This is a genomic window from Rhizobium sp. 2YAF20 (genome assembly GCF_052114685.1).
In the GTDB taxonomy this organism is placed as follows: Bacteria; Pseudomonadota; Alphaproteobacteria; order Rhizobiales; family Rhizobiaceae; genus Rhizobium.
Window position 1 is genome coordinate 13,049 of the sequence record NZ_JBFRFF010000038.1, and the last position, 24,260, is coordinate 37,308.

The 24,260-nt window shown below is 58.1% G+C and carries 25 protein-coding genes and 1 pseudogene; 9 read left to right on the forward strand and 17 right to left on the reverse strand.

Annotated features, from left to right (window positions below):
- The first annotated feature begins 269 nt into the window (after positions 1 to 269).
- Positions 270 to 707, forward strand: a complete 438-nt coding sequence (locus tag AB4Z52_RS28905) for a VOC family protein (protein ID WP_442221320.1) — start codon at positions 270 to 272, stop codon at positions 705 to 707.
- Between the two features lie 35 nt (positions 708 to 742).
- Here AB4Z52_RS28905 and AB4Z52_RS28910 read toward each other — a convergent pair whose 3' ends face one another.
- Positions 743 to 1,705 carry an MYG1 family protein gene (locus AB4Z52_RS28910; protein WP_442221321.1) on the reverse strand — a complete coding sequence of 321 codons (963 nt, stop codon included), beginning with the start codon at positions 1,703 to 1,705 and terminating at the stop codon, positions 743 to 745.
- 507 nt (positions 1,706 to 2,212) lie between these two features.
- On the opposite strand from AB4Z52_RS28910, the gene AB4Z52_RS28915 reads away from it, so the two are divergent.
- The 3 genes from AB4Z52_RS28915 to AB4Z52_RS28925 all read left to right on the forward strand — a co-directional run bounded on the left by AB4Z52_RS28915 (position 2,213) and on the right by AB4Z52_RS28925 (position 3,858).
- Positions 2,213 to 2,911, forward strand: coding sequence for an RNA polymerase sigma factor (locus AB4Z52_RS28915; RefSeq protein ID WP_442221322.1), 699 nt, complete (start codon positions 2,213 to 2,215; stop codon positions 2,909 to 2,911).
- Positions 2,912 to 2,999: 88 nt separating this feature from the next.
- A complete protein-coding gene (locus tag AB4Z52_RS28920; RefSeq protein ID WP_442221323.1) occupies positions 3,000 to 3,521 on the forward strand; it encodes a DUF4142 domain-containing protein in 522 nt (173 codons plus the stop codon).
- Between the two features lie 46 nt (positions 3,522 to 3,567).
- On the forward strand, positions 3,568 to 3,858 hold the full coding sequence (locus tag AB4Z52_RS28925) for a cupredoxin domain-containing protein (protein ID WP_442221324.1): 291 nt from the start codon (positions 3,568 to 3,570) through the stop codon (positions 3,856 to 3,858).
- Between the two features lie 233 nt (positions 3,859 to 4,091).
- Here the strand turns inward: AB4Z52_RS28925 and AB4Z52_RS28930 are convergent, their stop codons facing one another.
- From AB4Z52_RS28930 to AB4Z52_RS28960, 7 genes are all read right to left on the reverse strand, one after another.
- Positions 4,092 to 4,244: an entericidin gene (locus AB4Z52_RS28930; protein ID WP_442221325.1), complete on the reverse strand. Its 153-nt coding sequence runs from the start codon at positions 4,242 to 4,244 to the stop codon at positions 4,092 to 4,094.
- Between the two features lie 135 nt (positions 4,245 to 4,379).
- Entirely contained in the window at positions 4,380 to 4,718 is a 339-nt protein-coding gene (locus AB4Z52_RS28935; protein WP_442221326.1) for a hypothetical protein, read from the reverse strand.
- Between the two features lie 152 nt (positions 4,719 to 4,870).
- Positions 4,871 to 6,151 carry a TRAP transporter large permease gene (locus AB4Z52_RS28940; RefSeq protein WP_442221327.1) on the reverse strand — a complete coding sequence of 427 codons (1,281 nt, stop codon included), beginning with the start codon at positions 6,149 to 6,151 and terminating at the stop codon, positions 4,871 to 4,873.
- Complete coding sequence (locus AB4Z52_RS28945) at positions 6,142 to 6,708, reverse strand: TRAP transporter small permease (RefSeq protein WP_442221328.1); 567 nt, start codon at positions 6,706 to 6,708, stop codon at positions 6,142 to 6,144. The genes AB4Z52_RS28940 and AB4Z52_RS28945 overlap by 10 nt, the downstream gene beginning before the upstream one ends.
- Positions 6,709 to 6,830: 122 nt before the next feature.
- Entirely contained in the window at positions 6,831 to 7,808 is a 978-nt protein-coding gene (locus tag AB4Z52_RS28950; protein WP_442221329.1) for a TRAP transporter substrate-binding protein, read from the reverse strand.
- A gap of 75 nt (positions 7,809 to 7,883) precedes the next feature.
- Positions 7,884 to 8,789 carry an amidohydrolase family protein gene (locus AB4Z52_RS28955; protein ID WP_442221330.1) on the reverse strand — a complete coding sequence of 302 codons (906 nt, stop codon included), beginning with the start codon at positions 8,787 to 8,789 and terminating at the stop codon, positions 7,884 to 7,886.
- Between the two features lie 45 nt (positions 8,790 to 8,834).
- Positions 8,835 to 9,596 carry a FadR/GntR family transcriptional regulator gene (locus AB4Z52_RS28960; RefSeq protein ID WP_442221331.1) on the reverse strand — a complete coding sequence of 254 codons (762 nt, stop codon included), beginning with the start codon at positions 9,594 to 9,596 and terminating at the stop codon, positions 8,835 to 8,837.
- 154 nt (positions 9,597 to 9,750) lie between these two features.
- On the opposite strand from AB4Z52_RS28960, the gene AB4Z52_RS28965 reads away from it, so the two are divergent.
- A complete protein-coding gene (locus AB4Z52_RS28965; RefSeq protein WP_442221332.1) occupies positions 9,751 to 10,026 on the forward strand; it encodes an FAD-dependent oxidoreductase in 276 nt (91 codons plus the stop codon).
- Positions 10,027 to 10,108: 82 nt separating this feature from the next.
- Here the strand turns inward: AB4Z52_RS28965 and AB4Z52_RS28970 are convergent.
- Positions 10,109 to 10,405: pseudogene (locus AB4Z52_RS28970) on the reverse strand (PfkB family carbohydrate kinase); the annotation flags it as partial.
- Positions 10,406 to 10,455: 50 nt separating this feature from the next.
- Positions 10,456 to 10,983: a hypothetical protein gene (locus AB4Z52_RS28975; protein ID WP_442221333.1), complete on the reverse strand. Its 528-nt coding sequence runs from the start codon at positions 10,981 to 10,983 to the stop codon at positions 10,456 to 10,458.
- A 153-nt stretch (positions 10,984 to 11,136) separates the two neighbouring features.
- Here AB4Z52_RS28975 and AB4Z52_RS28980 point away from each other — a divergent pair, with 153 nt between their 5' ends.
- Positions 11,137 to 11,703 (forward strand): hypothetical protein, encoded by a 567-nt coding sequence (locus AB4Z52_RS28980; RefSeq protein ID WP_442221334.1) that lies wholly within the window; start codon positions 11,137 to 11,139, stop codon positions 11,701 to 11,703.
- Between the two features lie 266 nt (positions 11,704 to 11,969).
- On the opposite strand, the gene AB4Z52_RS28985 is transcribed toward AB4Z52_RS28980, so the two are convergent.
- The 4 genes from AB4Z52_RS28985 to AB4Z52_RS29000 all read right to left on the reverse strand — a co-directional run bounded on the left by AB4Z52_RS28985 (position 11,970) and on the right by AB4Z52_RS29000 (position 17,183).
- Positions 11,970 to 12,413, reverse strand: coding sequence for an SRPBCC family protein (locus AB4Z52_RS28985; protein WP_442221335.1), 444 nt, complete (start codon positions 12,411 to 12,413; stop codon positions 11,970 to 11,972).
- Between the two features lie 283 nt (positions 12,414 to 12,696).
- The gene (locus tag AB4Z52_RS28990; RefSeq protein ID WP_442221336.1) at positions 12,697 to 16,092 is read right to left on the reverse strand and encodes an acyl-[ACP]--phospholipid O-acyltransferase; all 3,396 of its coding nucleotides are present in this window, start codon (positions 16,090 to 16,092) and stop codon (positions 12,697 to 12,699) included.
- 91 nt (positions 16,093 to 16,183) lie between these two features.
- Positions 16,184 to 16,465 (reverse strand): YiaA/YiaB family inner membrane protein, encoded by a 282-nt coding sequence (locus AB4Z52_RS28995; protein ID WP_442221337.1) that lies wholly within the window; start codon positions 16,463 to 16,465, stop codon positions 16,184 to 16,186.
- A gap of 31 nt (positions 16,466 to 16,496) precedes the next feature.
- Positions 16,497 to 17,183, reverse strand: a complete 687-nt coding sequence (locus AB4Z52_RS29000; protein WP_442221338.1) for a PspA/IM30 family protein — start codon at positions 17,181 to 17,183, stop codon at positions 16,497 to 16,499.
- Positions 17,184 to 17,292: 109 nt separating this feature from the next.
- Between AB4Z52_RS29000 and AB4Z52_RS29005 the strand changes: the two genes are divergently transcribed.
- The 3 genes from AB4Z52_RS29005 (at position 17,293) to AB4Z52_RS29015 (ending at position 20,583) form a co-directional block, all read left to right on the forward strand.
- The gene (locus AB4Z52_RS29005) at positions 17,293 to 17,895 is read left to right on the forward strand and encodes a TetR/AcrR family transcriptional regulator (protein ID WP_442221339.1); all 603 of its coding nucleotides are present in this window, start codon (positions 17,293 to 17,295) and stop codon (positions 17,893 to 17,895) included.
- Between the two features lie 463 nt (positions 17,896 to 18,358).
- Positions 18,359 to 19,309 carry a tagatose kinase gene (locus AB4Z52_RS29010; protein WP_442221340.1) on the forward strand — a complete coding sequence of 317 codons (951 nt, stop codon included), beginning with the start codon at positions 18,359 to 18,361 and terminating at the stop codon, positions 19,307 to 19,309.
- Positions 19,306 to 20,583, forward strand: coding sequence for a D-tagatose-bisphosphate aldolase, class II, non-catalytic subunit (locus AB4Z52_RS29015; RefSeq protein ID WP_442221341.1), 1,278 nt, complete (start codon positions 19,306 to 19,308; stop codon positions 20,581 to 20,583). Before AB4Z52_RS29010 ends, AB4Z52_RS29015 begins: the two co-directional genes overlap by 4 nt.
- A gap of 26 nt (positions 20,584 to 20,609) precedes the next feature.
- Here AB4Z52_RS29015 and AB4Z52_RS29020 read toward each other — a convergent pair whose 3' ends face one another.
- The 3 genes from AB4Z52_RS29020 to AB4Z52_RS29030 all read right to left on the reverse strand — a co-directional run bounded on the left by AB4Z52_RS29020 (position 20,610) and on the right by AB4Z52_RS29030 (position 24,072).
- Positions 20,610 to 21,605 (reverse strand): alcohol dehydrogenase catalytic domain-containing protein, encoded by a 996-nt coding sequence (locus AB4Z52_RS29020; protein ID WP_442221342.1) that lies wholly within the window; start codon positions 21,603 to 21,605, stop codon positions 20,610 to 20,612.
- A 57-nt stretch (positions 21,606 to 21,662) separates the two neighbouring features.
- Complete coding sequence (locus AB4Z52_RS29025) at positions 21,663 to 22,433, reverse strand: L-iditol 2-dehydrogenase (protein ID WP_442221343.1); 771 nt, start codon at positions 22,431 to 22,433, stop codon at positions 21,663 to 21,665.
- Between the two features lie 313 nt (positions 22,434 to 22,746).
- Positions 22,747 to 24,072, reverse strand: coding sequence for an ABC transporter substrate-binding protein (locus tag AB4Z52_RS29030; protein WP_442221344.1), 1,326 nt, complete (start codon positions 24,070 to 24,072; stop codon positions 22,747 to 22,749).
- Positions 24,073 to 24,260 lie beyond the last annotated feature (188 nt).

Sequence of the window (24,260 nt, forward strand, 5' to 3'; positions counted from 1 at the left end):
AAAGCGCATGGGGCGATTGCCACACGTTTGTCAGAGCATACACTGACAACCGATGAAGCGCCAATCGTGCACCATCGCCTGCCGACGCCGACCGACGCTCTAAGAGACCGTTTGAAAACGGGGCGGCGGGCGGCCCATTATCCAAGCTTCTGATGTGGACAGCAGCGAACCGTGCCTGGATGGCCGCGGGTGTTGGGGGCACCTCAAGCGTCCGTTGTTAGACCGGGCGACGCCTTGTAGATTGGAACGACCCTTTGGAGATTGGAAACATGGCGCTCAAGCGGATGGACAACGTCGGAATCGTCGTCGAAGACCTCGCGGGGACGATTGATTTCTTTGGCGAACTCGGCCTCGAACTCGAAGGGCGGGCCACGATCGATGGAGAATGGGCCGGACGTGTCACTGGACTGGGCGATCAGCGTGTCGAGATCGCCATGATGCGCACACCGGACGGCCACAGCCGGCTCGAGCTCTCCTGCTTCCTCACGCCGCCTGTCGTCGCAGATCACCGGAACGCCCCGGTCAACGCCCTAGGCTACCTCCGCGTCATGTTCGCCGTGGACGACATCGACGAGACGCTGGAAAGACTCCGCAGGCACGGCGCACAGCTCGTAGGCGAAGTAGTGCAGTATAAAGACGCGTATCGGCTCTGCTACATCCGCGGGCCTGAAGGACTTCTCATCGGACTTGCCCAAGAACTCAGCTGAGCGCAGTACAAATACAAATGGCAAAGAGTGATGGCTCAGCTTGAGACGAAGCCAGTATCGGCTGTTGATTTCAGGCCGATGGACATAGCCTCCCTTACCGCCAGCTCTGCCATGGCAAGAGCTGCCTCGCGGGTCCTTGCAGCAGCGATGAAGCGGCCATTGTGGCAAAAGCTCGCGCCATCTATACCGCAAGCCGCCTCCAGATCACCATTGGTCAGACCAGCCCAGGCCGCAGGCAGATCGGCCCGCAGCTCAAACCCTTCGTCCCGGCAGCGGATGCCGGTCAGGCACCAATCCTTTTCGCGCGGGTGAACGACAAACAGCAGATGATCGGCACCCGCTTTCGCGATGGCAGGATAGAAGGGCATCCCCATTGGCAGTTCCAGAATGCGACCTTGCCCGGTATCCGCAATTGCCCTTTTCACAAGCGCCTCGGCCCGCAATTTCGCAGCACTTTGGCCTATCCTCGCCTCGACGAAACTACGGGCAATGGCGAGCGCTGCATAGAACGCGCGATCCTCAGCCTCGGGAGCCGTCTCGTCGAAAACAGGCTTCAAGGTTTCCAAGAGCGCCGGGAGTGTGAGCCCAGCCAGCGGCCCTGCGACGGAAGGACTGATCGCACCGTTGTCCAACAGATCGACCGGCAGCACAAAACCGGCATCGAAAGAGGCGTGCACCATCTCGATATGTGCTTCGGGAAGGCCATAGGCGGAAAGATAGTCACGGCCGTAGTGCTTCCAGATCAATCCGAACGAACTCAACGGTTGACCATCGTCCCGCAGTGGCGCGCCGCGCTGGTGATGATCGAAGATCTGCGCGGCGGCGTCATATATGCCGCCCACATCGTAGATAACGCGGTCGACGCCCGGTGTGATCCATTCCGGCGCTCTGCTGCGGATGACACGAGCCTGCGGGAAAAGCCGGGTCAGGATGACGCTGGACAACAATTCGTCGGCATGGAAGCCACCGGAATGGGTGACGAGGAAATCTGGGATCATGCCGGATGCGCCTTGTTTTTCGCGGAGGGCCAGTTGCGGTTGGCACCTGATAGCCTTTGCAGGATGCCACCTCAACCCACCATTCGCCCAAACAGCGTCTTGGTCTACCCTGATATCAGGCGGCTAGGCTGTGTGCACTCGACATGCGGCAAAGGCATATGGCTTTGATTCCAGGTCAGGGACGCTTTGAACCGATCATATCGGTCGCACCTTTCGCTGCGCTGCGCTATGCTGACACCTTGCGATACTCTTCATGGTTCGCCCTGGAATGCGACCGAGGGCCGGCTGGTCTACGTGCAAGGGAAATGGCGCGCGCGGTCGCTTCTTCATCACAATCGATGCACACCTCGGGCTTAATTCCGACCGGTCGTGGTAGAAGGGAGAACCCCGCTTTTCGACGGGGTCTCTTTGTCGTTCGGTAGCGGTTCGGCCGGGACCAGATAGGGAAGTGCTCTTTTTCGGAACGTTTTTGCGTCGGCGACGTCCAATCGCCGACTGGAGGTGGAGATGAAGATATTTGCTCAGCACGCAGGCGAAACGGAGCGGTCGTCTGGCCGTGATGTGGACCTCGATCTCATCCAGCGCGCACTTCGACGTGATCCTGATGCGTTTCGAACGATCATGCGGACCCATAATCAACGCCTTTTTCGCATCGCTCGAAGCGTCGTGCGGAATGACAGCGTCGCGGAAGATGTCGTACAGGAGGCCTATGCTCGGGCGTTCCAGCATTTGCAAAGCTTTGAAGGCAACTCCTCCATTGCGACCTGGCTATACCGGATCGTCCTGAACGAAGCATTGGATCGCCTGCGCAAGGCATCTCGAAGGCCGGAAATCCACCTGCCGCCGAGTGGGCCGCAGGCGGACATATTGCAGTTTCCAAACGGAATAGCCATTGACGACCCGGAGAAGACCATGGCGCAACGCCAGATACTGCGCATGGTAGAGCAAGCGGCAGATGAACTGCCTGACGTCTATCGTCTCGTCTTCGTGGCAAGGGTGATCGAGGGCATGAGTGTCGAGGAAACGGCAGTTCTCCTTGAGATAAAGGCGGAAACCGTCCGGTCCAGATTGCATCGGGCAAGACATCTGCTGCGAAAGCAGATCGACAAGCAGATCGGCCCCCTTTGCCTTGACGCCTTCCCGTTCGCCGGAAAGCGATGTGAGCGATTGACTGCCAATGTCATGAAGCGGCTCAGCCTGGAATAATAATCGGGAACGTTTGCTTCCAGCCGGCATCCAATGGGCATCAACAACAGCGCCGGCGTCGTATCGACGCCGGATAGAGGAGCCCAAAATGTTCACGCGATTGACTGCGGCATTCGCCGCCATCTGCCTATTGAGCCCGGCCGCCTATGCGGCCGGCCCTGCCCCGACTGACCCCCAGATTGCGCACATCGCCTACACCGCCGGCGTTATCGATATCGAGGCGGCCAAGCAGGCAATCAAGATATCCAAGAATGGCGACGTGATGGCATTTGCCAAAGACATGATCCGCGATCATGAAGCCGTCAACAAGGAAGCCCTTGCTCTCGTCAAGAAACTCAAGGTGACGCCTGAGGACAACGACACCAGCCGCGCCTTGACGAAGGCAGCGACCGAAGAACGTCAGCACCTGGCAAAACTCCAGGGTGCGGCGTTTGACAAAGCCTATGTCGAAAACGAGGTCGCATACCACAAGCAGGTCAATGGCGCCCTGGAAACGCTTTTGATCCCTTCAGCGCAGAACGCCGAGCTCAAGGATCTTCTGCAAACGGGGCTCAAGCTCTTCCAGGGCCATGAGCAGCATGCGGAACACGTCGCCACGATGCTGAAGTGAGATAAAGCCAATGCGATCAACGCGGTGCGTTTTGGCGCTGGGAGGAGTGGCCTTGATTCTGGCCGCTCCGCCTTCCCAGGCCGCAACCCTTCAGGTCACCATTGAGAAGCTGAGCTTCCAGCCTGCCGAGATCAACGCCGCGGCTGGCGACACTATCGAATGGATCAACAAGGATGCAATGGCGCACACCGCGACGGCAGATGGTGTCTTCGACGTGGTCATTCAACCACACAAGTCGGCATCGCTCGTTTTGAAGAGCGCTGGCGCGTTGAACTACTATTGTCGCTTTCATCCGAATATGCGGGCACGCATCATCGTGTCCGCCGCAGGGCAGTGACGTTCTGGCTTTCAACTCGATCGACCGACACTGTGAGGATCTCGTCCCATTTCTGGGAGGAAACCGAATTAATTCTCCCCGGCCATCTCGATAGGCAAATACATGATTTGTTGTCGGTCGCCCCTGCAGGCGCGCGCGAGCCCGCCTTGCGGTATCCTGGCAAAGGCGGAGGTCTTCCTGCGGTATAGCGTTGAACTGGGTGCCGTCCGATCCGAAGCGGCGAGTAAGCAATGCTAGTTGGAAGATGCCTTCAGGACGCGCTTTGTGCTGGAGTTCATTGCATCGCCTGTGGCATGCGCATCTTTAGCCATGCCAGCCACGGTGTTGGCACAGGACGTCAGCACCAAAAAGGCGAGCATGGCTGAGGCGACGTAAATGTAGCGCATTGAAAACTCCTACTGAATGCCCGGAACGAATTTCTCCCAATTTACCCGAGAGCTCATCGTTTTCAAGCAGATCGGCCCGGCTGCGCGCGAGGTGGCACGCAGCCGGAGGCATCGCGATGGAGGGTGACCTGTGCGCTAGTCGATAACCGGGCAACCGCGTCTGTTGGCAAAGGACATGCGGTCGGGGCCGCCGTCATTCCAACCGCGCACGACAATGCGTCGTCCGTTCATCTGAATAGAATCGATGCGTCGGAAGCCTTCGGCGCGCGCGGCATCGACGAGGTCGCGCCGACTGCAGCCCCCTTGGTCCCAGTCCCGTGGGCGATCCCAGTTCTGGTCTTGCCTGTGGCTCCATCGTGGCTGCCCATAACCCTCGTCGTTGTTGTATTGTGCCATTGCAGATGAGGGTATGAATTGTGTCGCAGCCAGGCCGGCCAACGCGATGACAGAAATTCGTGCGAAACGTCCAAACATCTTTTGCTCCTTCAGTCAGGTGACGCCATGAACAAATAATGCGGCACCCTACCTGAACGCAATCCGAACAAGCCTGTCATCGTTCTCCTGGCTCGGTTTTATCGCAACTGGCCGAGCGGCAGGCAATGATCGTCCAGGCGAGGTCGGTCTTCCTATCGAAAGAGATCCTGGATGAACATGGAGGTTTCCGGTACCAGCGTCACGATCATGAGCGTGATCCAAAGTGCAAGCATGAACGGCCATATCGACCGCACAACCTTGCTCACAGGCACCTCGCCAATGGCACAGCCCAGATAGAAGACGGCGCCGACAGGCGGGGTATTCAACCCGATCGTGGAATTGAGCAGGACAATGATCCCGAACTGAACAGGGTCCATGCCGTAGTGGGTGACGATCGGCAAGAAAATGGGCGTGCAGACCAGGATGTGCGCTGCCATGTCCAGGAAAATGCCGAATATGAAGAGTGCCAGGTTGACTAGTATGAAGATCACCCAGGGCTGGGTGCTGACATGGCTGAGCGCGTCGCCCGCCATGTCGGCAACGCCGTATATGCTCATCAGATAGCCGAACATGGTCGATATCCCGATAAGCAACAGCACCACGCCGGTGGTTTTCGTGGCTTTCGCCACGGCTTTCAGGAAACTTTCGAATGACAGGCTTCGATAGACCAGAACTGTCAGAAACAGCGCGTAGAGCACGGCAACAGCGCCGGCCTCAGCTGCTGTGAAGACGCCCGACAGGATACCTCCAACGATGATGACGATGATGAAGAGGCCGGGAACCGCTGCGGCAAGGCTCCGCCAAACTTCGCTCCATCCTGGAAACACACCTTTGCTATAGCCGCGGGAGCGAGCAACAAAATAGGCGGTCAGCAGGTTGGCGACGGTGAGTATCATGGCAGGAATAGCACCTGCCATGATCAGGGCATTCATCGATACGACGCCTCCGGCGGCCAACGAATAGATGATCATATTGTGGCTTGTCGGCATCAGGGCGCCGACGAGCGAAGAGTAAGTCGTGACGTTGACGGCGTAGTCCGCATCGATCCCTTCCTTTTTCATTAGGGGGATAAGCGCCGAACCCATCGCGGAAACGTCGGCGACCGGCGAACCTGAAACGCCACCGAACATCGTGCAAGCGACGACATTGGTCATTCCGAGGCCGCCGCGGACATGCCCAACCATCGCCTTCGAGCAACGGATGAGCCGGTCGGCAATGCCGCCATACATCATCAATTCGCCGGTAAAGATGAAAAACGGTATCGTCAGGAACGAGAACGTACCCATGCCTGAGGCCATACGCTGAAAGACGACGGCAAGCGGCAATCCTTCATAGAGAACCGTGGCGATTGACGAAAGGCCGATGGCAAAGACTACCGGCATGCCGAGAAGCAACCCGACCGCGAACGTTATGCAGAGTATAATCAATGCCATGAAGGTATTACCTTGATTTTCAAAATGGCCGCCACGATCCGCTCGATCGCAAAGAGGGCGATCAGCACCCCGCCCACCGCCAGCGGCACGTAACTCCAGGCCTGCGATATCGTCAGGCCGGGGTTGACGTAGGGGGCCATCGCGACACCCAGGACGACGCCGCTCCATGCCATCGACAGCCCGAAGACGACCATACCGAGATAAACGATAACCTCGGCCGCAAGACGAAACGGGTAAGGTGCCAAGTTCAGCAGGGAATCCATGCCGATGTGGCGCCCGTCCCGCACACCGACCGCAGCCGCAAGACAGGTGACATAGAGGATGACGACGAGGGCGAATATCTCCGTCCAGGCCGGCGAATCGTTCAACACGTAGCGCCCGAAGATTTGGTAAAGCACGGCCACGACGATCAGGATCGTGCCGACGACCGCTATTTTGAGGCATATCCGCGAAAGCCAGGCATGGAACGCAAAGTAGGCCCCGAGCAAGCCGCTGGTATTGATTGTGGTCCGGACATCCTCGCGATTGTCCTGTGGTGCGTTCAACTGCGCAGCCATGGTCTGTCTCCGTCGCTGGAAGGGTAAGCGGAACTCGCGCACTCTCCGGCGACCATTTCAGCCGCCGGCGGTGGGTCATCGAAGAGACGCCGGGCGCCTGCGTCAGTCGCTGTGCGGTTCCGTTATTTCATTGTCTTGATCTGGGTAATCATGTCCTTCAGCGCCGGATCACTGACGAACTGATCGTAGATCGGCTTCATCGCCGTTTCGAAGGGCGCTTTGTCGATCGTAATCACTTCGACGCCGGCTTGCTTTATCTTGTCCTGCGATGTGGTCTCCATCGCGTCCCAGAGCTGACGCATATAGGTGACCGACTGCTTGGCGAGTTTACGCACCAGCACCTGCTCTTCAGGCGTGAATCCGTCGTAGACAGTCTTGGACATGAGAAGGACATCGGGCGACATGGAGTGCTCGGTCAGCGTGTAGTACTTGGTCAGTTCATAATGATGAAAATTATAGTAGCTCGGCCAGTTGTTCTCCGCACCGTCGATCAGGCCGGTCTTCAGACCGGTATAAACCTCGCTGGTCGGCATTGGGGTGGCATTGGCGCCGAGCGCCTTCATCATGGCCACCCAGACGTCCGATTGCTGGACGCGAATTTTCATGCCCTTCAGGTCTTCCATCTTCCGCACCGGCTTTGTGGTGTAGAAGGAGCGGGAGCCGGAATCGTAGAAGGCCAGCCCAACGAGGCCATGCGCGTCGCAATCCGAAAGGATCTTGTCGCCGATCGGTCCGTCGAGAACCGCGCGCATTTGCGCCTTGTCATGAAACATGAAGGGCAATACCGGAACCATCATGGCCGGGCAGATGGTGTTCAGCACACCGGCATTGACGCGAATAAAATCGAGTGCACCAAGCTTGACCTGCTCAATGGTGTCTTTTTCGCTGCCGAGCTGAGAGTTTGGAAAGACCTTGATCGTATATTTGCCATCGGTCGCCTTGCCAAGCTCGTCGCTCAAATATTGCACAGCCTTGACTGTCGGATAGTCCGGTGGCTGGACGTCCGCCGAGCGGAACTGCCGGGCTTGCACTGAAGAAAGCGGACCAAGTGCTGCTAAGGCTACCAATGCAGCCGTGATGATATTGATGCGATATTTCATTATTTCTCTCTCCCAATTTACAAGGCAACTTCATGTCGTTTTGTCGCGCCGAAACCTCCTCGCACCGGCAAGACCTCAGTCGGGCGCGCGCCTCTTCGACGGAAATCCGTAAAGTGTCTCGGGATTGTCGACGAGCGCCAGGTTGCGGGCATTGATGTCGGGAAACCATCCCATGACAGTGTCCGTCAACGCAGCATCGTTTGGGTATTGGGCTTGTACTCTGGCAAGGTTATGCGGCCAGTTGGTTCCCCAGACGATCCGCTCTGGCGCATGGCCTGCTATCGCTCGCGCCATCGCAGCAACATCCTCGTAGGATGGTGCGCCGGTCCTCGACGATTCATAGCAGCCCGCGAACTTGAACCAGCATCGGCCCTTGTCGATAAGGCGCTTCAAAGCACCAACTTGACGGCTTTCCGGATTGTTGCCTGAGAAGAACTTGCCGTGATGATCGAGCACCCAGCGGGATTTGAGCCGCGCAAGCCGCTGTTCGTGCGCGAGAATATCGCCGCCGTCGAATTGTATGGCCAGCATCCAATCCCTCTCGACTGCCAGCGCGTCCACGGCTTCAAGCGCATCGAGGCCGACAGCACCGCCGGGCAGATCCATGATCCTTGCGCCGACGACGCCGGCTTGCGCAAGCGCGTCGAGTTCCGCCTCGGAGGTTTGCGCACTGATCACTCCCACGCCACGGGCGATCCCGCCCATTTCCCCCAGGCAGGCGAGAAGATTCCCGTTGTCGCGTTGATGCGAATTGCCCTGGGTAACAACCACGCGTCCAATGCCGAGCCAGTTCATCACCCGGCGATATTGATCAGGCGTCGGCAGGCTACCCGCCGGCAGATCCGGCCCGGGGGGCAAGGACGGAAATCCAGGAAGATACATGTGCGCCTGGGTATCGACCGCGTCCTCGGGAAGTGCCGTGCGTGGTGGCTCTCCAGAAAGAGCACGTACCAGATTGGCCTCAATTCCTAGCGCCGTCATCAGGACTCCCCGCTCTCCTCCAGCAGAGTTGTCGTATATGTCGGCCTAACTTCTGTCAATGACATCATACATGTTTCGTTGCTCTCGCAGCAGCATGCGGTAACGTTCCTGGCTTCCTCTCAGATGCCTTCGCATTGCCGCGCGGGCTCCCTCTTCATCACCCATCGATATCGCTGCGACGATCTGCCGATGCTCTTCGTCGATAAGCACAATGTAGGCCGATTGATCCACGTCAAACTCACCGCCGCCCATGGCCGCGCGCGGTATGACACTCGGTCCTAGCGCGGACAGAAATTCCCTGAAGCGGAGGTTGTTCGTAGCCTCGGCAATGGAAAGATGCAGGGCGAAGTCGGCCCCACTCGTCGGCATCCCTGCATCGAGGCATTTGCGAACCGCATGATGTCTCTCGAAGATCATCTCCTCCTGAGCCGGCGATCTGCGCAGTGCTGCAAGGCCCGCAGCTTCAGTCTCCACGGCGGCTCTGAGCTCCAGAAGCTCGATCACCGAGGACACCTGCGCGGGATCGAGTTTTCCGAAGGACGGTATCGATGGCCACGGCTGCGGATTGAGAATGAAGACCCCCGCACCTTGGCGAGCTTCAACCAGGCGATCTGCCCTCAGACCCGAGATCGCCTCTCGAATGACCGTGCGGCTGACCCCGTGAATTTCCGCCAGACGCAATTCACTTGGCAATTTGCTTCCGGGCGGAAACTCACCGGCCGCAATTGCCTGGCGCAGGCTGGCGCTGAGGCGACCCACCAGCGTTCCCGGTTTTGCCTCCCATTGCGGCTTTTGCTGTACAGCCAATTCGGTGTCTCCTTCGAGCGGCACGGGCGCGTTGATGCGTTACGAACTCGTACATCAACTTGTCGGTCGAAGCCATGCTTCCGGTCGCACGGCAATCAAAAAGAATGGCAGCTTGTATGATGACTTTTAAAATCACTTAGCCGATCAGGCGCGGGTGGGCATAGCGTTGGTCGGCGATGGCGCGCACGTCATATCGCCCTTCGGTGGCGAGGGCGTCAATGTCACCATGCTCGATGCAGCCGAGCTTGCTCGCCATCTGATCACCATCTCGGCTTGGCCGGACGCCGTCCGTCGTTTCGAGGCAGGTAATTTTGGTCGCCTCGTCGAACCGGCAACTCACGCCGCCGAGGCTGCTGCGACCGCACTCTCCCGCCTCGGCCCGGAGTTAACGCTGAAGCACCGGCGAGTTCAGGCGCCTGGCCGTACCTAGCGCAAGGGAAGGGCCTAATCGGCAGTAACGTGCGCAACCGCGGCCCGGATAGTTCCCGATTACGAAATAAAGCGCCGTATATTTATCCGTTGAGCAGCGCTTCGATCTCTGCCAGCGACGGCATGGATGGTGCCGTGCCCCGTCGCGTCACCGAAATTCCGGCAGTGGCGCATCCAAAGCGCGCGGCCAAAACGGGTGCGATTCCGCGCGAAAGCGCAGACGAGAACCCGCCGACAAAGGCATCGCCTGCCCCGGTCGTGTCGATCACCGGGCCTGCCGCAATCGCGGGCAAATGCACCGATTGGGCAGCGGCGTGAAAGAGAACCCCACGTTCGCCGAGTGTTACAAGTGCTGCTCCTGCGCCCTTCGCCAACAGCGCACCGCTCCGAATAGTCGCCGCCGGCTGACGCCCTGGAGCGGGTTCGATCATCATTTCCATTCCCAGAGTTGGCGGGTCGCAAAGGGTCGGCGACTGATGATGAATCCAGGTTGGTTCAATCTCTGTGCGTAGCTTGCTGCATCTTCGTCGTTGTTGAGGCCGATGAACAACATCTTCATCGACTGTGCCGTCGGCTTGCCTTTCTTGCGAAAGGAAAACCCGACGGCACAAACGGGATATGTCCACCCGACTGTTAGCAGATTTGTGAACTCGCCTTCGCTAAGGTCGGTCGCTTCGCCGGCCACTGCCAGGAATTGGCCGAGAGCGAAGAAATGCTGGAACATGCCAAAGGCAACGTCCTCCTTGAGCTGGCTGCGCTTGCCGCTGGCCGTATCGTTCATATAAAACAGGCTGTCATTTTGACCTTTGTGCCTGGAGAGCGCATAACTGATCTGGGCCTTCTTGACCAGGATTTCCATCTGAAGATCATAGACCTGAAACTCGTCGGGATTCTCGCGCAGATCGTCGATCTGCTTTTTCAGGTCGACCATGTAGTCTTTGTAGAATATCATTTCCATCGCCACTCCATACTGCCGGTGCGCTACGATTTCAAACTGTCAATCTAGGCAACTCCGAGCGCACCAGAAACGTCCATTTTATCTAGCATCCACAGCCATCATAGTGTTGAAATTCGCCGTACGGAGGCGATACTCTGGCGTATGAAGAACTCGATGACGCGTCATTCGGGAATTCTGGCCGCACTTCTGTCACTGGCATTCATCAGTGCCGGACCGGCTGACGACGGTCGTTGGTATGCTGGGGATTACTCCTTCTCCGATGAACTTGGCGGCTTCCGCATCTTGTCGGTAAAGGGCTCAGGTACAACGGCCGATCCGATCGAAATCGACGAGGAACTGGATACGGCCTCCCCCGTCACCCTGGTGATCAGGGCCGCACAACCATCTGAGCTTCAGACTGCTTTCCACCTGCGCATCGTCACGCTGAACAAGAGCGGATTGGCCTGGATCGGGTTCGATTTCGAACTTCAAGAGATCCTCGGCAAACCGAGCAACTTCTATGACGGCCTGTCATTTGGTCAAATCCAGCCCAATCCGGACTTCATTTCGTCCAACCGGTTCGAACACTTTGAAAGCCAGTTCGAGCCCTTTGATCGGCTGCTCTTCGACAGCGGCCACGTCGATCCGCTTGACCGATCGGCGTTCGGCTTCTTCGTCACCGACGTTACGCCGGTCGCCGAGTTCTACCTTGTGGAGGACCCGCGCATACCTTCCACGTAAGGCCCCGTATCGCAGCCAAAGCGAGCGCCGAACCGCCAACGCGCCGAGATTGCCGCAGGCCCCTGCGGTGAGAACTGGTTTTGGCAATTGGTAAGTTGGAGCTCGCCCGAATGACAAAAAATAGGATCGGGAATAGTCCACGAGCTGGCGGGCAGAAACAGGCCCCGGCTGCAATATCCACTTTTGCCGGCACCGGCAGAAAACCGCTTGGGATCGGATCGCAGGAACGCGATCCGATCCCAACAGCTTTACTCGATCCTGTCGCGCTATTCGTTGATATCAGGCTCGACGAGCTTTGCCAGGTTCCTTAGCGATTCCTGCCAGCCGAGATAACAAGCCTCGAGCGGAATGACATCCGGCACACCTGCCTGAGTTATATTCACCTCGGTCCCAACCGAAACCTTTGTCAACGTGACATCGACCGCCATTTCGCCAGGCAAGCTGGGGTCATCGAATTTGTCGGTGTAGCGCAGGCGTTCGCTTGGAACCAGCTCGACATATTCGCCGCCAAAGGCGTGACTTTTGCCCGTCGTAAAGTTTCGGAAGGACATTTTGAACGTGCCGCCAACAATCGGCTCCAAGTGATGCACAGTACAGACAAATCCGTTCGGCGGGAGCCACTTGGCGAGCGCGTCCGCTTCGAGAAACGCGCGATAGATTTTCTCTGGACTGCTTGCCAGGACGCGATGCAAGCGTACGGTATTTGGCATGGTCGTAGTCCTCCTTGTTAATAGGCTGCCTAAGGACGAATGAGGCTTTGCCGATCCGACATGGGATCGATCTACTGCTAAAATATGTTGCTCAGCCTTCAAGCAGCAAAGTTCTTAGCAAAACCACGTGACCGTCCGGTTCGGGGCCATGAGTTGTCTCCAATCATCTTCCGTTCCTTTCCAAACCAGGAAAATCTCCCGAAAACTCGAACCAAAAAATGATCTAGGTTAAAGCGGGCCGATCACTGCCGGAACAAGCTCTGGCTAAGCTACAGCGGTGGTTTCATGCAGCGTTGAGTGACGGTTCCGCGCTTCGAGCGACCTTGCTCGCGGTGACAAAGTCCACCTTTCCGGAACCGAGAACCGGCACGTTGCCAATGTTGATCTCAGCCGGCACCATCAAGTCCATTGCTCCCGTCGATTTGGCAAAGGCAATGAATTCGGCTCGGCTGGCGTTCGGCGCATCGGTCAAAAGGATCAGCCGCTCGCCCTTCTTGGCATCAGGGACAGACGAGACGACCGAAAGGGCGCCTGGCCAGAGCTGTCCGGCAAGCGCTTCCACCGCGGCGAGCGACACCATCTCCCCTGCGATCTTTGCGAACCGCTTGGCACGACCGCGGATTTTGACGAACCCGTCATCGTCGATCGTGACGATATCGCCCGTATCGTGCCAGCCGTCCTGGAGTGGCTCGACGACGCCTGGATTTTCAGCACGAAGGTAACCGGCCATGACGTTTGCCCCGCGAATGAAGAGCCGCCCTCCCTCGTCGATGCCGGGGACCGATTCAAGCTTCCACTCCATTCCGGGCATGATTTTTCCGACCGTTCCGGAGCGATTGTACATCGGGGTATTGAGCGAGATCACCGGCGCCGTCTCCGTCACGCCGTAACCTTCGAGGATGCGCAGGCCGAACTTTTCCATGTAGGTTTCCCGCGTCGAGGGCTTCACCGGCTCGGCACCTGAGAAAATGTAGCGGATCGACCGGAAATCATAAGGATGCGCCGTACGGGCATAGCCGTTCAGGAACGTATCGGTTCCGAAGATGATGGTCGCGTTCGAGACGTAGATCAGCTCCGGCACGATGCGGTAGTGCAGCGGCGACGGATAGAAATAGACAGGCACGCCTGAAATCAGCGGCAGGACGGTGCCCGCCGTCAGGCCGAAGGAATGGAAGACCGGCAGGATGTTGAACACCTTGTCGCCGGAATGGAAATCGATGCGGGAGGCAGCCTGGGCGGCATTCGACAGGATGTTGCGGTGGGTCAGCACCACACCCTTTGGCGTTCCCTCCGACCCCGAGGTGAACAGGATGACAGCCGGATCATCGGAATGGCGCTTGACCAGTGGTCGATATTTGTGGAGCAGCCCGCGAACCTTTTCGATCGGCGAAATGGCCGCCCGGAGATCATCGAGCCAGACGATTTCCACTTGCTTTTCGAGCTCTTCGATCACCAGTCCAAGCTTGGCCTGCGTCACGAAGGCCCGCGAGGACAGCACCTGTTTCACCTCGGCCGCCTTGCAGGCAGAGAGGATGTTAGCCGCACCGGCGGTGAAGTTGAGCATAGCCGGCACCTTGCCGGCCGACATGACGCCGAGGAGAGTGGCAGCAGTGCCGTTGGCGTTCGGCAGCATGACGCCGAGCGTCTTCGCATCGGGGAACATGCGCTTGAACTTGGCGCCAAGCACGGCCGCACCCGTCAGCAGCTTGGCATATGACAGCTTGCCGGAGATCGGATCTTCGACCGCCAGCCTGCTTCCGCCCTGTTCGCGCGCCGTTTCGATGATCCGATCAAGCACAGTCGTCTCGACGTCTGTCGTGCGGAATATCAGCATCGACATGACCTGGTAGAGCGCCGCGCCGGCGGCAATGCGCCGCTTGCGGCCCTTGAGCTCGGCAGGTACCTCCAGCCTCACCGGCTCGAGGATCGTCACCTTGACCTTCGGGAACAGGCGACGGCGGACATGGCCTGATGTCATGTAGGAGGCGTAACTCTTTTCCAGCCCGTCGATGCGAACCGGTACGATCATGGCGCCGGTCTTGTCAGCGACCATCGCGGCGCCATCATAGACTTTCATCAGGCTTCCGGTCACGGTCAGGCGACCTTCGGGGAAAATACCGATCGGGCTGCCGTCCTGAACGACCTTGATCAGTGAACGCGTCGCCATCGGCTTGGTCGGGTCGAGCGGCAGGAATTTGCACATTTTCAGAAACGGCCGCACCCACCAGACCTGTGCGATTTTATAGTCGATTGCAAAGACCGGCTCTTCTTCAGTGATGGCCAGAGCTAGCGCGCCGTCCAGCAGGCTCACATGGTTGAGCGCAATAATGGGTGCGGGGCCGGCCTTCTTGATGTTTTCCAGGCCTTCGACTTCCAGCCGCATGAAGGCGCGGAACAGGATCGAGATGAAATCCCGGAAGGGATTGGTCGGCAAGGTCTTCAACATCAGCCAGGCAACACCGATATTGATGACCGACAGAGTGAGGATGATCATCGGGATCGACATGCCGGCAACCTGCAGGATGGCGACCAGTGCAAGCCCGGTTGAAATGAACAAGGCAGACAACACGTTGGCAGCTCCGATGACGCGGGCGCGGCGATCCTCATGTGCCCATGTCTGCATGGCGGCAAAAGTCGGGACGGCGAGGAAGGCGCCGCCGACGGCCATGCCTGAAAGGTCAATCGCAACGCGGATAGTGTTCTTACCGGCGAAGAAGGTGGCGATCGTTTCGGCTTGCGCCACCGAATGCAGACCCCAGAGGTTCCAGGCAAGGTCGAGGCCGAATAGCGCGACGATGCAAGTGCCGATCGGCGCGGGCAACAGCACGACGCGGCCGGCCGACATCCAGCCGGCGATAGCCGAGCCGATGGCGATCGAGATCGCGAAGATCGCCAGATAGGCAGGAACGACAATCTCGGAACCGCCGAGGATTTCCTTGACCATGATCGGCAGCATCGACATGACGAAGGCACCGACGAACCAGAACCAGCAATTCATCAACGCCGAGCGCCAAATGCGCTTGTCGGATCGCAGCTCGTTGACCAGGGTAACGCTTGAGCGGAAGACGTTCTTGTCGATGACGAGGTCCGGCGCCTTCGAGCCGGTTGGCGGGATCATCCGGGCGGAAAACCAGCACAGTATCGAAAGACCCATCATCATCGGGCCGAAGATCCAGACGTTGTCGCCCTTCGTGAAGGCAAGTGCGGCAACGATCGTGCCGGTAAGAATGGCGATGAAGGTGCCGCCCTCGATCCAGGCGTTCGCCTTGGGCAAATCCTTGCGTTCGAGATGGTCGGGGAGGATGCCGTATTTGATCGGGCCGAAGAGCGAGGAAATGACGCCGAAACCAAAAAGCGCCAGCATCAGGATCCAGATCGATGCAAAGGCGATGCCGATGACGGAGACGGCCGCCACCGCAATTTCGCACCGCTTCAGAAGCTCGGCCATCTTGGCCTTGTCGTATTTGTCTGCGAGTTCGCCGGCGATTGCCGAGAGCAAGAGGAAGGGCACGATGAAGATACCGCCGGCAAGCGTGACGAGCGAGGCGCCTTCTGCTGCCATCTTCACAAGAATGACGAAGACGAGCGTCTGCTTCAGGAAATTGTCGTTGAAGGCGGTGAGAAACTGCGTCCAGAAGAGCGGCGCAAATTTTCTTGAAGTCATCAGATTGCGTTGCATGGCGGGTACCCCTTTTCGCCGAAGAGAAGGCCACAGAGTTGTTACGCAAACGTTGCGCGGCGTAACAACCCTGTCGTGCAGTTAACAAACGCTAATTCTCGCTGCTACGATTGAAGTTAACGAGAAGCTTTTCAGTCTTTGCGTCCTCGATCTTACGGATCAACTTCTCGGATTCGGAGTTGTCGCGCAGGGTCTTCGTAATATTCACCGTCGTCTGCACAAGCATCAAAATGCCCATCGCCAGATAGCCTTTGCCCCATAGATCGAGGGGCATCATGTAAAGGCCGGCGGCGAGCATGAAAGCTGCCGTGCCGAAGGAGATATAAGAAAAGCTGACCCAGCTTGAGGAATGCTTTTGAAAACTGTCGTTCATTGTCTTGGTCCCTTCGTTGCTGAATTGCGGTCTAGGCTAGATTGTTCGTGCGGGCGCGGAGCCGGGCGAGCACATCATCGGCGGATGAGCGCAGCGGTGCACCGCAGCCGGCATTGGCGAGCTTCTCGATGATTCCGGCAGAGCGAGGCGTGCTGTCCATCTCCTTGATGACGGAAGCGATCGTCTCGTTCTGGCTCTGTCGGGTGCGAAGGCGGGCAAGTGTCTCCTCCGCCTCGTCGAGCGTGGCAAGACCGGAGCCGGCAGCGGCAAGGTCGAGCTTCTGGGCTTCTTGCGTGGCGCGGGCCAAGCGCGCACCGCGCTGCAGCTCTTGCAATCGTGCCTCTGCGGCACGAACCGTCCCCTTCAATTTTGCAATCGACGTTGAGAACTGGGCTTGAGCCTTTTCCGACGCATCCTGCTCGGCTTCGAGGTAGGCGATTGCGTCGGCCGCCTCCCGGGCAAGGCTCTCATTGCCTTTTTCCAGCGCGGCAAGGGTGCGCGTCTCGAGGTCAGCGATCCTTGAGAGGATCGTGGCATGCTGCCTGCTTTCCTGCTCGTTCTGCGCAATTGCGACAGCCACGGCGTGGCGGGCAGCCTGGATGGCGTGTGCCGCATCGCGAATTTGCTGGCTCAACAGCGGCATGGCGTTGCGGTTGGCGAAGGCCTGATCGGCGTCATACGCCCTGCCCCGCAGCAGTGTGACAATTAGATTGAACATTTCGTGTCTCCCGTTTATGAACGTTGTTCACGAAATGGTTTTGACATAACTCTGAACGTTGTTCAAGATTATTTTTGAACAACGTTCAGAAAACAAAATGGAATGGTTAATGGCCGGAAGAAGGGCGGAAAAACGCGAGGACCTGAAGGCACGGCTGATCGAGGCCGCACGCAACAGAATTGCCAAAGAAGGCCTCGCCAACTTGCGGGCGCGAGACGTCACGCAGGACGCCGGCTGCGCGCTCGGAGGACTTTATACGGTCTTTTCCGACCTCAGCGAGCTTGTTTTCCATGTGAACTCCGGCACGCTCAAGGCCCTTGAGGGCTCGCTTGCCCTGACCGCGGTCAAGGATCGCACGCCGACTGATCGACTGCGCAATTTGGCCCGTGGATATCTCGCGTTTGCGGTTGCCAACCGCAACCTTTGGAAGGCTCTGTTCGAGCACTATCCGCCCGAGGGCAGCCCGACACCTGAGTGGCATCTGGCAGAGCATATGTTTCTAATGGGCGTGATCGCCGAGCCCCTCGCCGAACTGCAACCCGATTTGTCAGCGGAAGACAGGGCTATTCGTGCCCGCACCCTGTTTGGGGCCGTGCATGGTGTGATCAGCATCAGCCTCGAGGCACGGTTCGTTGGCTTGCCGCCAGAGCGTCTCGAACGCGAACTCGATGAGTTCGTTCTCACCATCGCTGCCGGAGCGGCGACAAGGTAAGGTCCGAGATCTTCTCAAGCCTGATAATAATGCCTCCTCCCTTCGCCCCACCGCCACGGCCTTGGGGCAAACCGCCGAAAAATGCCGATTCTCCTCGTCCTCCGACGCGGCACGATTAGGGAGCATTGATTCGGTATCGGCTTACAGCTCCTCAACGTCAGTCAGCCATGACAGCGAGGGCTCCTGGGAAATTCGCTATTGACTGCCGACCGGTCGAGCTAAGCCAGAGAAAATTTTATTTACTCACAGATTATTTATTTTTTACTCACGTAAATTTTGAATATTGACCTGAACCAACCTGTTGTGATTTCATCCGGCCGACCGGGAGACACTACCCCTCGACATCGATCGACATACGGTCCGGCGGAAGTGGCCACGGACGTCGCTGGTGCCCTGGCGGGCTTTCTCAACGGCGACGGCGTATGGCCGGATGTTCGCTCCAAACAGGCAAGACGGTAAGAGAATGAGCAAAATACTGACGATAGGGGAAATCCTGGTCGAGATCATCGCCACGGAACGCGGGGATGGTTTTCGCGAGGCGATCAACCTTGTCGGACCCTATCCATCCGGAGCGCCGGCAATCTTTATCGACCAAGTCGGCAAGTTGGGCCAGCCATGCGCGATTGTCTCGGGGGTGGGACGAGACGATTTCGGAGAGGTCAACCTCGACCGGCTGCGGGAAGACGGGGTTGACGTTTCGGGAATAGAAATTGATCCGCAGGGCACCACCGGCAGCGCCTTCGTGCGCTATCGGGCAGATGGCAGCAGAGCCTTTGTCTTCAACATTCGCAACAGTGCGTGCGGCACGATTCCATTCACGGACAACGTCGCCCGACTGGTCAACGAATGCAGTCATTTGCATGTGATGGGCTCTTCCCTTTATGCGCCCTCTGTCGTCGATAGCGTGCAAAGAGCAATTTCCAGGATCAAGTCGAAGGGAGGAACAGTGTCGTTCGATCCGAACTTGCGAGCCGAAATTCTCGACAGCCCTGGCATGCGGCAAGCGCTTCATGCCGTGCTCGCGCAGACTGACGTCTTCCTCCCAAGCGGTGAAGAACTTTTCCTCTTTGCCGATGCGAAAAGCGAAGAGGAGGCGGTTGCAAAACTCCTCGCAACGGGCATCAAGGTGATCGTGCTCAAGCGTGGTGCAGAGGGGGCGACCTATTTCGACGCTCAAGGCAGTGTTCAGGGACCAGGCTTTGCAGCCGAAGAGATCGATCCGACGGGCGCTGGCGACAGTTTCGGCGCGACGTTTGTTACCTTCTGGTTGAACGGCGCCAAACCTTCTGTGGCACTCGACTACGCAAACGCTTCGGGCGCGCGCGCCGTTATGAAATCCGGCCCGATGGAAGGCGCGTCGACGCGCGCAGAGCTCGACGCCTTCATCGCCTTGCAGAGAGGACACCAAGCATGACGGAGAACTTTCTCAAGGACATCGCCTCTTGGCGGCAACGGCCCGGGATGCGCGCCATCCCGTCAATCTGCTCTGCCCATCCCCTGGTGATCGAAGCCGCAATGCGACGGGCGGCGGCAGAAAACGTCCCTGTCCTGATTGAAGCCACCTGCAACCAGGTCAATCAGGACGGCGGCTATACGGGCATGACGCCCGGCGATTTTCGCACATTTGTTGAGACAATCGCCGATCGGGTCGGCTTTCCGGCAGACCGGGTTATCCTCGGCGGAGACCATCTCGGTCCCAATCCGTGGAAGGACCTGGCCGCCGCCGAGGCGATGGCCAAAGCCGAGGTGATGATCGAGGCCTTTGCCAAAGCAGGTTTTACGAAACTTCACCTGGATACCAGCATGGGATGCGCCGGCGAGCCGGTGGCACTGCCTGACGCTCTGACAGCCGAGCGCGCGGCCCGGTTGGCGGCAGTCGCAGAGGCAGCAACGGCCGGCGCGGACGTCAAGCCGGTCTACATCATCGGCACCGAGGTGCCCGTTCCCGGCGGAGCACTCGAAGAACTCGACGTGCTTGAGGTCACACGACCCGAGGCGGCAGTTGAAACCGTGAAGATCCACAGGCGAGCCTTTGCAGATGCTGGGGTCATCGATGCGTTTGACAGGGCGATTGCCGCCGTTGTCCAACCAGGCGTCGAGTTCGGAAATCACAACGTCATCCCATATTGCAGGACGAATGCCAGGGATCTTAGTGCAGTGCTGAACCGGATCCCCGGATTTGTCTTCGAGGCACACTCCACGGACTATCAGACGCCTGAGGCGCTTCGCGGCCTTGTCGAGGACGGCTTTGCCATCCTCAAGGTCGGCCCAGGTCTCACCTTCGCGCTACGCGAGGCACTCTACGGTCTCGACGAGATCGCAGAGTTCCTTTTCCCGGGTCGCCGGAGCGAAACGCTGTGCACGGTTTTTGAGCGGATAATGATTTGCGAGCCGAAGAACTGGGAGAAATACTATCACGGCACCGCCGATGAAAAGCGGCTGCAACGGCACTTCAGCTACAGCGACAGAATTCGATACTACTGGCCGCACCCCGATGTCGCCCAAGCTGCAAGCACCCTCATGGCACTGCTTGAAGGCGTGGCGATCCCCGAAACGCTGATCAGCCAATATCTGCGCGGTTGCTATGAACCCGTTCGAAACGGTCTGATCAAGCCGGATGCCCACTCGCTTGCGATCGGCTATGTTGACTTGGTCCTGCGCGACTATTTTGAAGCGTGCAGACCCTAGTTCCGTTTCCCCGATAGCTGCGTTAGCTACTGAGCCTCAGAGAACTGCACTTTCATTGTCTTTGCCGATGCACCGCCTTTTCGAAAGAACGGGATAAGTTCGGCGAGCGGAAGCCGGTGCGAAACAAGCTTCTCCATGAAGCAGTCGTCCTGGTGCAGGATCGAAAGCGCCTCCGGGATATTCTTGTTCAGCGAGTGAGAGCCGACCAACCTTATCTGTCGCCGGAATATCTCGAAGGGTGCCACCTTGACAAAGGCATCGGGAGCGCAGACGCCGAACACCAGGGCGGTTCCTCCGTCGGCGGTATAGGAGATCATCTCCCCCACAATTTTCGGCAGTCCCGTTGCATCCGCGACGAAGTCGAAATGCTTTGCCTTGAGATCGCCAGACCCGGAAACGACCGGCCTTAAGCCGAGGGTCTCAGCGAAACGAAGCCGATCCTCGTTGATGTCAGCGACGGCGACGCCCTTGACGCCTCTTGCTCTTAGCGACAGGGCCAGAAGCAGGCCGATGGGACCGGCACCAAAGACCAATGCATTGCTTGCATCGCCGTATCCTGCGACCGCCAAACCGTTGAGGACGCAGGCTAACGGTTCTGCAAGGGCTGCAGTGTGGAAGGAGAGCTTGCCGATGTCATGCAGGTGCTTTGCGTCGACGATGGCATATTCGGCAAAGCCGCCATCGGTGGTGACGCCGTACGCCTTCAAATCTCGGCAAAGATTGTAGCGGCCCTTCTGGCAGGACCGGCACGAACCACAGGGAATATTCGGATCCACCACGACCCTTGCACCTTCCTCAAGGTCGGTAACGTCCTCTGCGACCGCAACCACTCTCCCCGAGAACTCGTGGCCGGGGACAAGCGGAAATGTGCCATTGCCATAGCGCCCGTAGAGAACGTCGATGTCGGTGTGGCAAAGTCCGGAAGCCATGACCTGGACAAGGGCATGGCCCGGCCGCAGCGATGGGACGGCTAGGTCCGTTGTGGTGGCACTCCCGATCTGCGTATATTGAATTGCTTGCATATCCCTCACCTGCTGATCGGATACACATTGCGTTGATGCGGATGCGCCGACCCTGGGTCAGCTCATCCAGTTGCCGCCGTCAACATTGTAAGTCTGGGCAAGAATGTAATCGCTGTCCGAGGAAGCCAGAAACACCGCAAGTCCCTTGATGTCGTCCGGAGTTGCAAACCGGCCGATCGGAACCGACTTGGCAACGGCCGCCTTCTTCTCGCCCGGCGCCAGGCCTTCCCATTTTGCAAAATGAGCGTCAACGATATCCCAATGCTCGCCGTCGACAACGCCGGGCGCAATCGCGTTGACATTGATGCCATGTTTCACGAGCCCAAGCGCAGCCGATTGCGTGGCGGAGATCATCGCTGCTTTGGACGCGCAATAGAGCAACACCAGCGCCTCGCCACGCCGCCCGGCCTGGCTTGCCATGTTTATGATCTTGCCGCCTTTTCCGCGAGCGATCATCGCGTTGGCGACAGCCTTCATCACAAAAAGCGGGCCTTTGAGATTGATGTCAAAAACCTTCTCATAGCTTGCTTCGGTAATATCCGTGATCGGGGCCATGTCGAACACGGCGGCATTGTTGACGAGGATGTCGATCCCGCCCAGCCGCTTGTCGGTCTCACCAACAACCCGCTCGATCGCCGCCAGATCAGTCACATCGAGATGAACTGCGGAGGCCTCCGGGCCAATGCCGCTGGCAGCCTTCGTCGCACGATCAATATCAATATCTGCGATGACAACGCGGGCGCCCTCATGAACGAAAGCCTCCGCAAATCCCAAGCCTATTCCACGCGCTCCACCGGTAATGAACGCGACCTTGTCTTTCAATCTCATAATATGTTCCCTTCGGACATAGATCCCATGACGATACCCATCAGGCCGCCACGGATGGCGACTCGACCAACGGATTTTCGACCAGCCTTGTCAACGCAGTTCCATCCGCGCGGAAAAGGTGACAATTCGAGGGCTCGATCGCTAGACGAGCGTCGCCTGGTCAGGCACAACGATGCCATGGTCACCGCATGCCGTCCGGTCGTAGCGCTCGTGGGCAATGTCGAGACTAAATCTTCTCGAAAAGTTCCGGCGGGCTATCGCCCGCCGGAACTCCTGGGAGGCGCCCGCAGATGCTATCTGCGGGCGAGAAACCCTATTTCTTTGGATATCCGGCCCGGCTCATCTCACGTTCGACCTGCTTTTGGGCGTTATCGAGCGCGCTAGCTACCGTTTGTTGACCAGCAAGAGCTGACCCGATCTGCTGACCGACAACCGTTCCGATCCCTTGGAATTCCGGTATGGCGACGAATTGAACGCCAGTGTACGGCACGGGGTCCTTGGTCGGCTTCGACGGATCGGCCGCCATGATGGCCTTGAGAACCGTCGCAGCGAATGGCGCTGCCTTTTGATATTCCGGCAGGGCATAGGTGGACTGACGCGTGCCAGGAGGCACAGCCACCCAACCTTCCTTTTCACCAACCAGCTTTACGTAGTCCTTGGACGTCGCCCATTTCAAAAAGGACTTTGCGGCCTCAAGCTTGGTGGAGGTGGCCGGTATCGCAAGGTTCCAGGACCAGGACCAGCTTGAGCCATTTGGAGTGACTGCGACCGGCGCGCGCGTGAAACCCGCCTTGTCGGCGACCTTACTCTGCTTGGGATCGAAAACGCGGCCGGCAGCCGATGTCGCGTCGATCCACATGGCGCAATGGCCCGTTGAGAACAGTGCCTGGTTTTCATTGAAACCGTTTGCCGTGGCGCCGGGAGGACCGTACTTGGTCATCAATTCCACATAGTCGGTTACCGCTTTTTTCCAGGGCTCCGTGTTGAGCTGTGGCTTCCAGTCCATGTCAAACCAGCGGCCGCCATATGTGTTGATCATGGTGCCGAGGAAGGCCATGTTCTCGCCCCAGCCAGGCTTGCCTCTGAGGCAAATGCCATACTGCTCTTTCGACTTGTCAGTCAGCTTGGCGGCAAATTCCTTAATCTGATCGTAAGTCGGCTGATCCGGCATTTTTAGGCCGGCGGCGTCGAAGAGATCCTTGAGATAAAGCGTGAAGGAACTTTCGGTGTAAAAGGGCACGGCATAGAGTTTGCCGGCGACTGTCAGACCGGTTTTAATTGGCGGCAAAAGATCGCCGTAGTCGTAGTCATCGCCGAGGTCATCGACTGGCGCGAGCCAACCTTCTTTTCCCCAGATAGGGGTTTCATAGCCGCCGATCGTCAGTACGTCGTACTGGCCGCTTTTCGTCGCGATGTCGGTCGTCACCTTCTGCCGCAAGACGTTCTCTTCGAGCACAACCCAGTTGAGCTTGTTTCCCGTAGCCTTTTCCCAGGCCGGCGAAAGCTTTTGCATGATGATCATGTCGTTGTTGTTGACGGTCGCAATGGTGAGCTCCTCAGCGTATGCTCCGCCTGCCAGCAAGGCGGCGGACGCGACGGTCAACGATAGGTAGATGATATGCCTCCTGGCAGTGCGCATCGTATCTCCTCCTTTACGAATGCATACGCATAAAATTACATGCGTAAACTTTTATTGCGCGAGTGCTAAAACATGTCAAGCGCCCTGCGAAAATATTCGAAAGGGCATGCGGCACCAATTTCCAGATTATCGCACGGGAACTATAATCTTGACGTGCGTTACACCCTCTGTCAGGTTTCGACAGAGGT

Excerpts from the sequence above, each read along its gene's own strand:
- AB4Z52_RS28905 (WP_442221320.1), top strand. The coding sequence starts at position 270 with ATGGCGCTCAAGCGGATGGACAACGTCGGAATCGTCGTCGAAGACCTC.
- AB4Z52_RS28910 (WP_442221321.1), bottom strand. The coding sequence starts at position 1,705 with ATGATCCCAGATTTCCTCGTCACCCATTCCGGTGGCTTCCATGCCGAC.
- AB4Z52_RS28915 (WP_442221322.1), top strand. The coding sequence starts at position 2,213 with ATGAAGATATTTGCTCAGCACGCAGGCGAAACGGAGCGGTCGTCTGGC.
- AB4Z52_RS28920 (WP_442221323.1), top strand. The coding sequence starts at position 3,000 with ATGTTCACGCGATTGACTGCGGCATTCGCCGCCATCTGCCTATTGAGC.
- AB4Z52_RS28930 (WP_442221325.1), bottom strand. The coding sequence starts at position 4,244 with ATGCGCTACATTTACGTCGCCTCAGCCATGCTCGCCTTTTTGGTGCTG.
- AB4Z52_RS28935 (WP_442221326.1), bottom strand. The coding sequence starts at position 4,718 with ATGTTTGGACGTTTCGCACGAATTTCTGTCATCGCGTTGGCCGGCCTG.
- AB4Z52_RS28940 (WP_442221327.1), bottom strand. The coding sequence starts at position 6,151 with ATGGCATTGATTATACTCTGCATAACGTTCGCGGTCGGGTTGCTTCTC.
- AB4Z52_RS28945 (WP_442221328.1), bottom strand. The coding sequence starts at position 6,708 with ATGGCTGCGCAGTTGAACGCACCACAGGACAATCGCGAGGATGTCCGG.
- AB4Z52_RS28950 (WP_442221329.1), bottom strand. The coding sequence starts at position 7,808 with ATGAAATATCGCATCAATATCATCACGGCTGCATTGGTAGCCTTAGCA.
- AB4Z52_RS28955 (WP_442221330.1), bottom strand. The coding sequence starts at position 8,789 with ATGACGGCGCTAGGAATTGAGGCCAATCTGGTACGTGCTCTTTCTGGA.
- AB4Z52_RS28975 (WP_442221333.1), bottom strand. The coding sequence starts at position 10,983 with ATGGAAATGATATTCTACAAAGACTACATGGTCGACCTGAAAAAGCAG.
- AB4Z52_RS28980 (WP_442221334.1), top strand. The coding sequence starts at position 11,137 with ATGACGCGTCATTCGGGAATTCTGGCCGCACTTCTGTCACTGGCATTC.
- AB4Z52_RS28985 (WP_442221335.1), bottom strand. The coding sequence starts at position 12,413 with ATGCCAAATACCGTACGCTTGCATCGCGTCCTGGCAAGCAGTCCAGAG.
- AB4Z52_RS28990 (WP_442221336.1), bottom strand. The coding sequence starts at position 16,092 with ATGCAACGCAATCTGATGACTTCAAGAAAATTTGCGCCGCTCTTCTGG.
- AB4Z52_RS28995 (WP_442221337.1), bottom strand. The coding sequence starts at position 16,465 with ATGAACGACAGTTTTCAAAAGCATTCCTCAAGCTGGGTCAGCTTTTCT.
- AB4Z52_RS29000 (WP_442221338.1), bottom strand. The coding sequence starts at position 17,183 with ATGTTCAATCTAATTGTCACACTGCTGCGGGGCAGGGCGTATGACGCC.
- AB4Z52_RS29005 (WP_442221339.1), top strand. The coding sequence starts at position 17,293 with ATGGCCGGAAGAAGGGCGGAAAAACGCGAGGACCTGAAGGCACGGCTG.
- AB4Z52_RS29010 (WP_442221340.1), top strand. The coding sequence starts at position 18,359 with ATGAGCAAAATACTGACGATAGGGGAAATCCTGGTCGAGATCATCGCC.
- AB4Z52_RS29015 (WP_442221341.1), top strand. The coding sequence starts at position 19,306 with ATGACGGAGAACTTTCTCAAGGACATCGCCTCTTGGCGGCAACGGCCC.
- AB4Z52_RS29020 (WP_442221342.1), bottom strand. The coding sequence starts at position 21,605 with ATGCAAGCAATTCAATATACGCAGATCGGGAGTGCCACCACAACGGAC.
- AB4Z52_RS29025 (WP_442221343.1), bottom strand. The coding sequence starts at position 22,433 with ATGAGATTGAAAGACAAGGTCGCGTTCATTACCGGTGGAGCGCGTGGA.
- AB4Z52_RS29030 (WP_442221344.1), bottom strand. The coding sequence starts at position 24,072 with ATGCGCACTGCCAGGAGGCATATCATCTACCTATCGTTGACCGTCGCG.